A 13,281-nucleotide genomic window follows, 5' to 3' on the forward strand; every position below is an offset into this window, starting at 1 on the left:
TGCAATATGGATATTGGCGCTATGAATATATGGCACGACGCCACTGCGTCGTCAACGGAACTTATTGCAGATCGCGCAGCGCCGCGTACAGGCTCATGCCGGGATGGTTGAAACGGAATTCCGTCTCCTTGAGATGCAGGTGCAGGGTATGCGCCTGCAGGCCGCGGAATTTTTCCAGGCGGACCATGGCGTACTGGAGAAACCGGGCCATGCGCTGCGTGGGCGGTTCGCGATGCAGGGGGCCGGTGGTAAAAGGGTCGCAGGGCTCGTAGGCCGGGGCGCTGCGGGCCATGAGCATGGAGACGTCCAGAATCACCATGTCCTGCTTCCAGCTTTGCGGGCAGAAGGAGCCCTTGGAGAAGGTCTCGATCCAGAAGCGGCTGTGCCGCAGGCAGCGCAGGGCATCGTCCTCGCGTTCGGGCAATATCTCAACCACAATGCCGCAGTCCTGCGGCAGCACGCCCAGCAGGGCAGGGGGCTCGCGGTGGGGCGCCTTGCCACCGCCCTTGACCAGACCGAGCTGGAAGAAGGTATCCCCGGGATGGACGTGTTTCATCAGGGGCATGTGCTCGCGGCAATGCTCCAGGATGCTGCGGCGCAAGGCCGCCACGTGGCTGTTGACCGTATTACGGGAACAGTCAAGCGACCTGGCCATGGACGTGGCGTCCAGGTCCAGGGCAAAGAGGCTCAGGAGCTTCAGTTGCTTTTTTTTACCAAACTTGGCGCGGCCATCCTGTTTGTTGGCCGGGCTGGAGTTTGGCAGTAAATCCCGCTTTTTTTTCATCACTCAAAAAAACACGATTCCCTAAAAAGACGTGGCGGTTGGAGGGTCAAACGCAGGGGATTCCTTGTCATGACCCGGTAGCCTCTCCATACGTAAGTATGCTTAACCGAGCATACATGGCAAGAGAGATAGCATCCTGCCCGCATGCCGGGCAAGGGTGCGGCTGGAGACAACCCCAACGCGTGCATGAGAGTAACGTGTCATGAAAGTCATCGATGTCGCCGACGCCGTGGGCAGTGTGCTGTGTCATGACATCACGCGGATCATCCCCGGGGAATTCAAAGGCCGGGCCTTCAAGCGTGGGCATATCGTGCGGCCCGAGGATATCCCCGCCTTGCTCAATCTGGGCAAGGAACACCTCTATGTGTACGATCTGGCCGAAGGCTACGTGCACGAGGACGACGCCGCCCGGCGCATGGCCCTGGCCCTGGCCGGGGACCTGCACGGCGCCAACCTGTCTCTTTCCGAACCCTGCGAAGGGCGCATCAACCTGCATGCCTCCTGCAATGGCCTCCTGCATATTGATGTGGAGCGGCTGGCGGCCATCAATTCCGAGGAACAGCTGGTGGTGGCCACGGCTCACACCGCCCAGACCGTGCGCAGCGGGCGCATGGTGGCGGGGTGTCGCGTGGTGCCGCTGGCCGTGCGGCGGGACAAGCTGGAGCGCATGGAAGCCATCTGCGCCCAGGCCGGCCCGGCCGGTGCCGTGGTGCAGGTACTGCCGTTCCGGCCCCTGAAGGTGGGCGTGGTGACCACGGGCAGCGAGGTGTACCACGGCCGCATCCAGGACAAGTTCGGTCCCATCCTGCGGCGGAAGTTTGCGGAATTGAACTGCACCGTGGTCGGCCAGACCATCGTCTCTGATGAACGGGCCATGGCCGTGGGCGCCATCCGCGCCTTTCTGAGCCAGGGGGTGGACATGGTGGCTGTGACCGGCGGCATGAGCGTGGATCCGGACGATCAGACCCCCTCAGCCATCCGGGAGCTGGGCGGCGAAATCGTCACGTACGGTGCGCCGACGTTTCCCGGCGCGATGTTCATGCTTGCCTATGTGGATGGTGTGCCCGTGGTGGGCCTGCCCGGCTGCGTGATGTACGCCCAGGCCAGCGTGTTCGATCTGGTCACGCCCCGGCTTGTGGCCGGCCAACACGTGACCCGCAAGGATATCGTGGCCATGGGCCACGGTGGGCTGTGCATGAACTGCCCGGAATGCCGCTACCCCGTCTGCCCCTTTGGCAAATAGCCAGTCTCGGGACACGGGATGCAGGAGGTTGTGCAACCGGTTCAGATAATTGGCAGCGGATACCAAATCGGGAATGCGCTGCCGCAACGTGCAAGGAACCTGGAACCAGAACCGGACCTAACCATTTGGAAAAAGACGCAGTGGCGGTCTGGAGGCCGAAGCGATGCGCGCGCCGGCCAAGCGAGAACGCACCGCACTCGGCATTCCTCCGGTACCAAACCACTGCGCCGCCCCTTCCCCAAACAGCAAGGAGTGAGTGGAAGATGATTCAAAAAGTTATCACCGTCAACGGCATCGAACGCAATCTGTTCGTGGACGCCGAAGCGCTGCTGTCGGACGTGCTGCGTCAACAGCTCGGGCTCACCGGCGTCAAGGTGGGCTGTGAACAGGGCCAGTGCGGGGCCTGCTCCGTCATCCTGGACGGCAAGGTCGTGCGCTCCTGTGTCACCAAAATGAAGCGCGTGGCTGACGGCGCGCAGATCACCACCATCGAAGGCGTGGGCCAGCCGGACAATCTGCATCCCCTGCAGAAGGCCTGGGTCCACCATGGTGGCGCTCAATGCGGCTTTTGCGCCCCGGGCTTCATCGTTTCCGCCAAAGGCCTGCTGGACACCAACGCCGATCCTTCTCGCGAAGAAGTTCGCGAATGGTTCCAGAAGCATCGCAATGCTTGCCGTTGCACCGGCTACAAGCCCCTGGTGGACGCCGTCATGGACGCCGCCGCGGTCATCAATGGCAAGAAGCCTGCGTCTGACCTGGAATTCAAGATGCCTGCCGACGGCCGCATCTGGAGCTCCAAATACCCCCGCCCCACGGGTGTGGCCAAGGTCACCGGCACCCTGGATTACGGCGCGGACCTGGGCCTGAAAATGCCCCCCGAAACCCTGCATCTGGCCATGGTCCAGGCCAAGGTCTCCCACGCCAACATCAAGGGCATCGACTACTCCGAAGCCCTTAAGATGCCCGGCGTGCACAGCGTCATCACCCACAAGGACGTCAAAGGCAAGAACCGCATCACCGGCCTGATCACCTTCCCCACCAACAAGGGTGATGGCTGGGATCGCCCCATCCTCTGCGACACCAAGGTGTTCCAATACGGCGACTGCATCGCCCTGGTCTGCGCTGACTCCGAAGCCAACGCCCGCGCCGCGGCCGAAAAAGTGAAGGTGGACCTGGAAGAACTGCCGGCCTACATGAGCGGCCCGGCCGCTGCGGCGGAAGACGCCATCGAAATCCACCCCGGCACGCCCAACGTCTACTTTGAACAGCCCATCGTCAAGGGTGACGATACCGCGCCCATCTTCGCCTCCGCCGACGTCACCGTGGAAGGCGACTTCTACGTCGGCCGTCAGCCCCACATGCCCATCGAGCCAGACGTCGCCTTTGCCTACATGGGCGACGACGGCAAGTGCTATGTGCATTCCAAATCCATCGGCGTGCATCTGCACCTGTACATGATTGCTCCCGGCGTGGGCCTGGAAGCCGACCAGCTGGTGCTCGTGGCCAACCCCATGGGCGGCACCTTCGGCTACAAGTTCAGCCCCACTTCCGAAGCCCTGGTCGCCGTGGCCGCCATGGCCACCGGCCGCCCCGTGCACCTGCGCTACAACTACCAGCAGCAGCAGCAGTACACCGGCAAGCGCTCCCCGTGGGAAATGAACGTCAAGTTCGCCGCCAAGAAGGATGGCACCCTGCTGGCCATGGAATCCGACTGGCTGGTGGACCACGGCCCTTACTCGGAATTCGGCGACCTCCTGACCCTGCGCGGCGCCCAGTTCATCGGCGCTGGCTACAACATCCCAAGCATCCGTGGCCGGGGCCGTACCGTGGCCACCAACCATGCCTGGGGGTCGGCCTTCCGCGGCTATGGCGCGCCCCAGTCCATGTTCGCCTCCGAATGTCTGATGGACATGCTGGCGGAAAAGCTGGGCATGGACCCGCTGGAACTGCGCTACAAGAACGCCTACCGCCCCGGCGACACCAACCCCACCGGCCAGGAGCCTGAAGTCTTCAGCCTGCCGGACATGATCGATCAGCTGCGGCCCAAGTACAAGGCCGCCCTGGAAAAAGCCAAGAAGGACTCCACCGCCACCCATAAGAAGGGCGTGGGCATCTCCATCGGCGTGTACGGCAGCGGCCTGGACGGCCCGGACTCCTCCGAAGCCTGGGCGGAACTCAATGCCGATGGCACCATCACCGTCCACACCGCCTGGGAAGACCATGGCCAGGGCGCGGATATCGGCTGCGTGGGCACGGCGCACGAAGCCCTGCGGCCCATGAAGGTGGCTCCCGAAAAAATCAAGTTCACCTGGCCCAACACCGCCACCACCCCGAACTCCGGCCCCGCTGGCGGCTCCCGTTCGCAGGTGATGACCGGCAACGCCATCCGCGTGGCCTGTGAAACCCTCCTCAAGGGCTGCGAAAAGCCCGGCGGCGGCTACTACACCTATGACGAACTCAAGGCGGCCGACAAGCCCACCAAGTTCGTCGGCCAGTGGACAGCCACCAATGGCACCCACTGTGACGCGCAGACCGGTCTGGGCAAGCCCTTTGTGGTGTACATGTACGGCGTGTTCATGGCCGAAGTGACTGTGGATACCACTACCGGCCAGACCACTGTGGACGGCATGACCCTCATGGCCGACCTCGGCAGCATCTGCAACCAGCTGGCCACCGATGGCCAGATCTACGGCGGTCTGGCCCAGGGCATCGGCCTGGCCCTGACCGAGGACTTTGAAGACATCAAGAAGCACGCCACCCTGGTGGGCGCGGGCTTCCCCTTCATCAAGCAGATCCCGGACAATCTGAATATCGTGTACGTGAACCATCCGCGTCCGGACGGTCCCTTCGGCGCCGCCGGCGTGGGCGAACTGCCCCTGACCAGCCCCCACGCGGCCATCATCAATGCCATCAAGAACGCCACTGGCGTGCGTATTTACCGCCTGCCGGCCTACCCTGAAAAGGTGCTGGAAGCCATCAAGACCAACCAGCAGTAACTGAAACACCGCACACCGGGGACCCCGCGCCAGTTCGCATCGCGCGCGGGGTCCCCGCCTGTATCTGAAGGGAGTCTCACCATGACAGTGCAGGAAGCCATCGCCCAGCGGCGCAGCATCCGGGCCTTTTCCGGCGCCCCTCTGAGTGACGCCCAGCTGAACACGCTGCTGGACGCGGCCCGTCTGGCGCCGTCCAGCCTCAATTCCCAGCCCTGGCGCTTCAAGGTCGTTTCCTCTGCCGAGGAGAAGGCCTGGCTGGCCGGATCCGTCTCCCGCCAGCAGGGGCTGTTCACCTCTGCCGGGGCCGTGCTGCTTTGCTGCGCCGACCTGTCCGGCTATCTCAAGGGATCCGAAGAAGCGGTGCAGGCTTATGTTGAATCCGGCTTCACCGGGCCGGTGATGGATGGTATCAAAGACTATCTGGCCGTGGAACAGGCCTCGGCGCGGGAACGCCTGCGGGCCGCCGGCGCCATGAACGTGGCCCTGGCCGTCTCGCAGCTGATGCTTCAGGCCGTGGAACTGGGGCTGGGCACCTGCTGGGTGGGCATGTTCAACGAGGCGGAAGTCAAGGCGCATTTCGGTCTGGGCGAGGATCTGGCCGTGATCGCGCTCCTTGCCGTGGGGGTGCCTGCGGGGGAAAACCCCGGACCGGCCCGGCGCAAGCCGCTGGATGCCATCGTCCTTCCCTAAAAAAAGGAATGTTTCATGGAGCAACAGACGCTGCGCGCCTGGGAGCAACGCTGCACGCAGGAAGAAGCCCCGAAGTGCCAGGCCGCCTGCCCGCTGCACGTGGATGTCCGGGCGTTCATGGCTGCCATGCAGCAGGGAAAATGGAAGGAAGCCCGTGCCGTGCTCGCCAGGACCATGCCCCTGCCGGGTGTTCTGGGCTTGGTGTGTGAGCATCCCTGCCAGGCCAGCTGCCGCCGCGCCGACCTGGACGAGGCCGTGCACATCGGCCAGTTGGAGCGCGCCGCCCTCCGGCTCTTTCCGCAGCGCGAAGCCATCCGCCCCCTGCCGGCCAAGAACCGCAAGGTGGCCATTCTCGGGGCTGGCCTCTCGGCCCTCACCTGCGCCTGGGACCTGGGCAAGAAAGGCTATGCCCCGGTACTGCATGCACCGGAAGGGGAGTGGGGCGGGCAGCTGTTGGGCATCGCCCAGGACCAGCTGCCTCCACAGGCCCTGGAAGACGCCTTTGCCCAGCTGGCCGGGCTGCGCGTGCAACGCGAAACCGTGCCAGCCCTGGACAGGGCGCTCCTGGAACGTCTTTGCGCCGAATATCCGGCGGTCTACATCGGGCTGGATACGCCTTCCCTGGCCGGCGACCCTGCAGCCCTGGCCCAGGAAGCGCCGGAGCCCGTGACCTGGCAGATTCAGGACCAGAACATCTTCTGCGGCGGCTGCCACACGAACACCTGCATCGACGCCGCCTTCCAGGGGCGCATGGCTGCCGTTTCCGTGGACCGGTTTCTGCAAAACGTCTCCCTCACCGCCGCCCGTGACCGTGAAGGGCCCTACGAAACCACGCTCTTCACCAGCATTGAGGATCTGCCCACCCACCCAGCCGCGCCCGTGGACTGGCAGGCCGAAGACACCGTCCGGGCTGCTGCGGGGCGATGTCTGCTTTGCGAGTGCAAGGAATGCGTGAAGGTCTGCGTGTACCTGGACCAGTTCAAAGGCTATCCCAAAAAATACGCCCGCGAGCTGTACAACAACCTCTCCATTGTCCAGGGGGTGCGCAAGGCCAATACCATGATTGAAAGCTGCAGCGGCTGCGGTCTGTGCGAAGCCGTCTGCCCCAATGATTTCCACATGGGCAAACTGTGCCTGGAAGCGCGGGAGGAGATGGTCCGCACGGCCAAGATGCCCGGCTCGGCCTATGACTTTGCCTGCAAGGACTTCGAACACAACGTCTCGGAACTGGCAGCCCTGGCCCGGCACGCTCCCGGGGCGAGCGCCAGTGCCTATCTGTTCTTGCCCGGCTGCCAGTTGGGCGGTTCCTCGCCAGCCATGGTCCGCCGGGTCTACGGCCATCTGCGGGATGCACTCCCCGAACCCGTGGGCCTGCTGCTTTCCTGCTGCGGCGCGCCGGTCAAGTGGGCCGGCCAGCGGGAACGCTTCGAGGCGCATCTGCATACCCTGCGGCAGACGATAGCGGAGATGGGCTCCCCGACGGTCATCGCCGGCTGTACCACCTGCATCGATACCTTCCGCGAGCACCTGCCGGAACTCAAGTGGGTATCCATGTGGGAGATTCTGGAGGCTCACCCGCCGACCCCGGCCAGCGCCGGCAAACGGCTGGCCCTCCACGATCCCTGCACCTCGCGGCACCTTGAAGCCCCCCGCGCTGCCGTGCGCCGTCTGGCCAACCGCGTCGGGCTGACCTTGGACGAGCCCGGACTTTCCGGCGAGCGCACCGAATGCTGCGGCTATGGCGGCGGCATGGAATCCGCCAATCCTGCCCTGGCCGACACCGTGGCCCGCACCCGGGTGACCCGCATGCACGAGGATCGTCACGTTGCCTCTGGGGACGAAGCCATCCTCACCTGGTGCGCCATGTGCCGCGACAGCCTCTCGCGCACGGGCACGCCGGTGTATCATCTGTTGGATTTCCTCTTCCCTGAATCGGCTGATCCCCCGGCGCAATCCACCTGTTCCTTCATTCGCCGCGCGCCCGGTTTCGCCGACCGGCAGGAAAACCGCCGCCGGCTCAAGCGGGAACTGCTGGCCGAACTCTGGCAGGAGACCTGCACCATGCCTGAAGACAGGAGTCCCCTGCGGCTTGATGCCGAGGTCCAGGAGACCGTGGACCAGCGCCGCATCCTTCTCGCGGACATCCGCGCCGCCCTGCGCCACGCCCGGGAGACGGGCAGGGAGCTGGTCCGCCCCGATACCGGCCGCCGCATCGTCTGCCATGCGCCGGGCACGGTCACTTACTGGGTGGAATACTCCATCGGGACCACACACACGGCGGTGTACCGCATCCACCGCGCCTGGAGCCACCGCATGCGCATTTCGGAGGTCTGATGCAACGCTTTCCCGAAATCATCGCCCGCTACGAAGGCTGGCGCTGCGCCGCCTGCGACGAGCCTATGGTCCCCGGTCCGGCCCAGCTGGCCTACATGGGGGCGGTCTTTGATGTGGAGCTGCCCAAGTGCCCGCGCTGCAATGCCGTCCTGGTGCCGGAGGAGCTGGCCCTGGGCAAGATGCTGGATGTGGAGCAGGTGCTGGAGGACAAATGACCGAACTGACCGGCCGCATGGCGCCAGAGACCGCCGCACCCTTCCATGCCCGCCCGGATGTCCGGGCCGTGCTTGGGGCGACCCTGCGCCCCGGCGGCCTGACCCTGACCGGCCGGCTCCTGGAACTGGCCCGGCTGCCACTGCGCAGCCGGGTGCTGGACCTCGGCTGCGGGCCTGGAGCCTCCCTGGTTTTTTTGCGGGAACAGGGGTTCCGGCCCATCGGGCTGGATGCGACGGTGGAGGCCGGGCCAGCTCTCGTCCCTGCCAGCCCGCTGCCCCGTGTGCAGGCCCTGGCGGCGGTGCTGCCCTTTGTTTCCGCCTCACTCGATGCGGTGTTGTGCGAGTGCTCGCTGAGCTGTACGGGGGCCTCGCCAGCGGTGCTGGCTGAAATCGCCCGGGTGCTGCGTCCTGGCGGGAGGCTGCTCCTGACCGATCTGTACAGCCGTTCCGGGCGCAGCAGCTGCCCGGCGCCTGCGAATGCTGTCCAGGCCGGGGGCAGTTGTGCGGAGGGTGCGCCGACACTGTCGGGGTGGCAGACGGTCCTACGGGACAGCGGTTTTCGAATCCTCATCCTGGAGGATCACAGCCGCAAACTGGTGGAGCTGACGGCCCGGCTGGTCTTTGCCGGCGTGCTGGACTTGCGAGACTCGAAAGACTGGCGGCAGGGGCGCGACAACTGCGAGCCCCCGGGCTATTTTTTGTGCGTTGCCTCAAAGCAAGGATGAATGATATGACGGACTTGGAACAGGAAGTCCTGCGCCTGCTGGGCGATGGCTTCAACTGCAGCCAGATTGTCCTTAAACTCGGCCTGGAACTGACCGGCGAAGACCGCCCGGAACTGGTCCGCATGGCCCAGGGGCTGGGCCATGGTATTGGGGCTGGCGAGGTCTGCGGCGCGCTCCTGGGTGGCATCTGCCTCCTCTCCTGGCACTGCGGCCGCGGCTCGGACGAGGAAACAAAACACCCCATGTTCGACGCCATCCTCAGCGATCTGGTGACTTGGTTCCAGGAGTCGGCCTGCGCCAGCTACAACAGCATCCGCTGCGGGGATATTCTGGAAGACTCCGGCGGCACGCCGCACTTTGAGCGCTGCGCCGGGCTCACCGCCGGAGCCTACGAAAAGGCTGTCGAGATTCTGCAGCAATATGAAATAGATCCCACCCTGCCGCCGGAGGCTCGACATGCCTGAGGCGCGTACTCTGAGTCTGTGCCCGGACTGTCTGGCCGTGGTGCCGGCCGAGTATGTCCAGCAGGGCGAGGACGTTTTTCTGGTCAAGGAATGTCCCGAACATGGGACCTTTCAGACCATTGTCTGGCGCGGCCCGCCGGCCTTTGGCGGCTGGCTCCGGCCCAAGACGCCCGTTCGCGCCCACGCCGAGCCCCGTCCCGAAGTCCGCGGCTGCCCCTACGATTGCGGCCTGTGCGTCAACCACCGCCAGCACACCTGCTGCGCCGTGGTGGAGATCACCCAACGGTGCGATCTGGGCTGCCCGGTCTGCTACGCTGCGTCAGGAACCGATGGGCACTCGGCTCCGGCCGATCCCGATTTCGGCCGGCTGGCCTTCCTCCTGGACCGGCTCAAGGCCCAGGCCGGTGACTGCGTGGTCCAACTCTCGGGTGGCGAGCCCTGCGTGCGGGATGATCTGCCGGCCATCGTGGCCCTGTGCAAGACCAAGGGCTTTTCCTTTGTTCAGATCAACACCAACGGCCTCCGACTGGCCCGGGACCCCGCCTTTGCCCGTGCTTTGGTTGATGCGGGATTGGACACGGTCTACCTGCAGTTCGATGGCCTGGATCAGGCCTCCCACAAGGCCCTGCGCGGCCGGCCCCTGCGCGAGCAGAAACTGGCGGCCGTGGAGGCTGCTGCTGCGGCCCGGCTGGGCGTGGTGCTGGTGGCCACGGTGGTGCCCGGCGTCAATGACGGCCAGTTGGGCCAGCTCCTGGACTTTGCCGTGGATCTCTCCCAGACCCGTGGCCCGGCCGTACGCGGTCTGCATCTGCAGCCTGTGAGTTATTTCGGCAGAATGCGGGAAACACCCGACGACAGCCGGCGCATCACCCTGCCCGAACTCATGCGCGGGTTGGAAGCCCAGACCGGAGGCCGGGTCCGTGCTGCGGACTGCATCCCGCCGGGCTGCGAGCACGCCTTGTGTTCCTTCCACGCCAACTACCTGCGCCGGCCGGATGGCAGCCTGCGCCTGCTCTCCGCGCCGGACTGTTGCTGCGGCCCCAACGTGGCGGCCACGCCGGCAGAGGAGGGCGCGCTCAAGTCCAAGTCTTTCACCCGTCGGCAGTGGGCCTTTCCTGAGGATTTCCAGGCAGGCGGGCCGGGAAACGCAGGCGGGCCGGGCGGCCTGGGAGATATGGACGCCTTTCTGGCCGATGCCAGGCGTCGGGCCTTTTCCCTCTCGGCCATGGCCTTTCAGGATGCCTGGACCATGGACCTGGAGCGCGTGCAGGGCTGTTGCATCCACGTGCTCAGTCCGGAAGGCCGGCTGATACCGTTCTGCAGCTACAACTGCACCTCGCGCCAGGGCCGGGCCTTGCATCGCGGGAGCGGCGGGGCATGAGGGCGCATCGTCTGGACGCATGGATTGCCCGCGGGCTGGGAGAGTCGGGCCGTCCTGATCCAGCCATTCTGGATACACGCCGTCTGGAACTGCTCAACGCCACCCTGGCCTGGGCGCGGGCCTGCAGCCCGTTCTGGCGGGCGCATCTGGCTGGCACTCCGGAAGCGCTGGATTCGCTGGAACAACTGGCCGGATTGCCCATGCTGACGGCGCAGGAGCTGCGCATTCACGGTGCGGCCCTGTGCTGCCTGCCGCAGGGGGCCTTCGAACGGGTGGTGACCATCCAGACCTCGGCCACCACCGGCCCACCCAAGCGTCTGTATTTTACCGGCGAAGATCTTGCAGCCACCGTGGATTTTTTTGCGGCGGGCATGTCGCACATCGTCCCACCTGGCGAGGCCGTGCTGCTGCTCATGCCCGGCGGAAGACCCGGCACCGTGGGCGATTTGCTTGGCCAGGGCCTGGAGCGCATCGGCTCGCCGTGCCATGCAGCCGGGTTTCTGAAGGATGTCGGCATGCTGCATGCGGCTGTCCAGGCGCATTCAATCCGCTGTGTGGTGGGCCTGCCCTGGCAGTTGCTGGCTGCAGCCCGGGCTGGCGGACCGATTCCAGGCGTGCGGTCGGTGTTGCTTTCCGCAGACCGGGCCCCGCAGTGGCTGGTGGACGAGCTGCGCCAGCGGCTGGATTGCGAGGTCTTTCTGCACTGGGGCATGACCGAGACCTGCCTGGGCGGTGCCGTGGACTGTCCGGACCACGATGGCCTGCATCCGCGGCTCCTGGATCTGCATCTGGAGATTATCGATCCGCACACCAATCAGCCCCTTGCGCCGGGCGAGTGGGGCGAGGTGGTGTTGACGACCCTGGCCCGGCGCGGCATGCCCCTCATCCGGTATCGCACGGGGGATTTCAGTCGCCTGCTTGTGGAACCCTGCGCCTGTGGCAGCCGGTTGCCACGCCTGGAGAATCCGGCCGGCCGGCTCCAGCCTCCCCTGGTGCTGCCCTCCGGGGGCACGCTGGAGGAACACGCCCTGGACGACGCCGTGCTGCAGACGCCGGGACTGTCCGCCTGCCTTCTGGAGTGGCGGCAGGCCGGAGGAAGGGCCGGGGAGCGTGACTGCCTGCACGTGCTTGCCAGTGGTTCAGGACATGATCTTGAAGAAGCCATCGCCGCCCAGCTGCGCAGTCTGCGTGGTGGCGAACCGCCCGGCATGGAACTCGCTGTCGAGTGTATTTCCCTGGAGACCCTGCTGGCCCAGGCCCCACCCAAGCGCCTGTTGCGTCGTATCAGTATGGAGGAGTCCGCACATGCCTCTGTTTGACGTTATTGCCGCCGCGCCATTGCCGGCTGCCCTGGTCACCATTCTGCATCAGGACGGGTCCACCCCGCGCACGGCCGGGGCCCGCATGCTTGTGTTCCCCGACGGCACCATCCAGGGAACCATCGGCGGCGGACTGGTGGAAGCCAAGGCCATGGAACTGGCGGCCGCAGTCCTCATGACGGGACAGCCTGTGATTGAGGAGTACGATCTGGCCGGCCGGGCCGATCCCGGCATGGACATGATCTGCGGCGGCCGGCTGGAAGTGCTGGTGGAACGGCTGGACGCTGCTGCCTGCGAGGCATTTGCCGAGCTGGCCAGGCATTTGGCCGCCGGGCGAAGTGCCGCCATGATCACCACAATTGAAGGCTTGCCCCTGACCATCCGGCGCGAGGTACTGTCCGATCCGGCAGCGGGCCTGCCGGCAGGCCAGGCAGGCCAGGCGGACCGGGCGGACCGGGCGGACCGGGCGGACCGGGCGGGCTGGGTCTTTCAGAAGCACGGCGCACTGCGCCGTCTGGTGGAGGTGCATACCCCGCCGCCAAGCCTGTATCTCTTTGGGGCGGGACACGTCTCCCAGGCCACGGCCGAGGTGGCCCATGTGGCCGGTTTCCGGGTGGTGGTGGTGGATGATCGGTCGGAATTCGCCAATGCCGCGCGCTTTCCGCATGCCGCCAGGCTCGTCGTGCCGCCGACGTATGACCGGCTCTTTGAGGATTCAGCCTTGGCGGAGGAGGCTCTGGGTCCGCAAAGTCATCTGGCCATCCTGACCCGTGGGCACCGGCACGATGCCACGGTATTGGCGCAAGCCCTGCGCACCCCGGCGGGATGGGTGGGCATGATCGGCAGTCGGCCCAAGCGGGAGGCAACCTATCAGCGCCTGCGCCAGGACGGTTTTGAAGACAGTGACTTCGCCCGCGTGGCCTGCCCCATCGGGCTGGCCATCGGCGCGCAGACGCCGGGCGAAATCGCCGTCAGCATTGTGGCGCAGCTGATTCAATTTCGGGCCGCCAAGGGAACTGGCGCACCATGAGCATCCGGTCTCGCCGGCATGTATTTTGCCTTGCCAGCGGGCAGGCGCAGCAGCAGCACGGCGGGCGGACGGGCCGCTCCGGTCAATCCGGGCGGAGTGG

General features: G+C 65.7%; 11 protein-coding genes. 10 read left to right on the forward strand and 1 reads right to left on the reverse strand.

The window, feature by feature from the left end; all coding sequences use genetic code 11:
• Positions 1-61 precede the first annotated feature (61 nt).
• Positions 62-784 carry a hypothetical protein gene (locus ACYQ00_RS16880; RefSeq protein ID WP_460033255.1) on the reverse strand — a complete coding sequence of 241 codons (723 nt, stop codon included), beginning with the start codon at positions 782-784 and terminating at the stop codon, positions 62-64.
• A gap of 202 nt (positions 785-986) precedes the next feature.
• On the opposite strand from ACYQ00_RS16880, the gene ACYQ00_RS16885 reads away from it, so the two are divergent.
• The 10 genes from ACYQ00_RS16885 to ACYQ00_RS16930 all read left to right on the forward strand — a co-directional run bounded on the left by ACYQ00_RS16885 (position 987) and on the right by ACYQ00_RS16930 (position 13,181).
• Entirely contained in the window at positions 987-2,027 is a 1,041-nt protein-coding gene (locus ACYQ00_RS16885; protein ID WP_460033256.1) for a molybdopterin-binding protein, read from the forward strand.
• Positions 2,028-2,290: 263 nt separating this feature from the next.
• On the forward strand, positions 2,291-5,023 hold the full coding sequence (locus ACYQ00_RS16890) for a molybdopterin-dependent aldehyde oxidoreductase (protein ID WP_460033257.1): 2,733 nt from the start codon (positions 2,291-2,293) through the stop codon (positions 5,021-5,023).
• A gap of 81 nt (positions 5,024-5,104) precedes the next feature.
• Entirely contained in the window at positions 5,105-5,713 is a 609-nt protein-coding gene (locus ACYQ00_RS16895) for a nitroreductase family protein (protein WP_460033258.1), read from the forward strand.
• Positions 5,714-5,728: 15 nt separating this feature from the next.
• Entirely contained in the window at positions 5,729-8,047 is a 2,319-nt protein-coding gene (locus ACYQ00_RS16900) for a pyridine nucleotide-disulfide oxidoreductase/dicluster-binding protein (protein WP_460033259.1), read from the forward strand.
• Positions 8,047-8,262: a DVU_1557 family redox protein gene (locus ACYQ00_RS16905; RefSeq protein ID WP_460033260.1), complete on the forward strand. Its 216-nt coding sequence runs from the start codon at positions 8,047-8,049 to the stop codon at positions 8,260-8,262. Before ACYQ00_RS16900 ends, ACYQ00_RS16905 begins: the two co-directional genes overlap by 1 nt.
• Positions 8,259-8,987 carry a DVU_1556 family methyltransferase gene (gene trsM / locus ACYQ00_RS16910; protein ID WP_460033261.1) on the forward strand — a complete coding sequence of 243 codons (729 nt, stop codon included), beginning with the start codon at positions 8,259-8,261 and terminating at the stop codon, positions 8,985-8,987. Before ACYQ00_RS16905 ends, trsM begins: the two co-directional genes overlap by 4 nt.
• Before the next feature lie 5 nt (positions 8,988-8,992).
• Positions 8,993-9,451, forward strand: a complete 459-nt coding sequence (locus ACYQ00_RS16915) for a DVU_1555 family C-GCAxxG-C-C protein (protein ID WP_460033262.1) — start codon at positions 8,993-8,995, stop codon at positions 9,449-9,451.
• Positions 9,444-10,832, forward strand: a complete 1,389-nt coding sequence (gene trsS, locus ACYQ00_RS16920; protein ID WP_460033263.1) for a radical SAM (seleno)protein TrsS — start codon at positions 9,444-9,446, stop codon at positions 10,830-10,832. Before ACYQ00_RS16915 ends, trsS begins: the two co-directional genes overlap by 8 nt.
• A complete protein-coding gene (locus ACYQ00_RS16925) occupies positions 10,829-12,151 on the forward strand; it encodes a DVU_1553 family AMP-dependent CoA ligase (protein WP_460033264.1) in 1,323 nt (440 codons plus the stop codon). Before trsS ends, ACYQ00_RS16925 begins: the two co-directional genes overlap by 4 nt.
• A complete protein-coding gene (locus ACYQ00_RS16930) occupies positions 12,138-13,181 on the forward strand; it encodes an XdhC family aldehyde oxidoreductase maturation factor (protein WP_460033265.1) in 1,044 nt (347 codons plus the stop codon). Before ACYQ00_RS16925 ends, ACYQ00_RS16930 begins: the two co-directional genes overlap by 14 nt.
• Positions 13,182-13,281 lie beyond the last annotated feature (100 nt).

The sequence above is a fragment of the Megalodesulfovibrio paquesii genome (genome assembly GCF_054653055.1).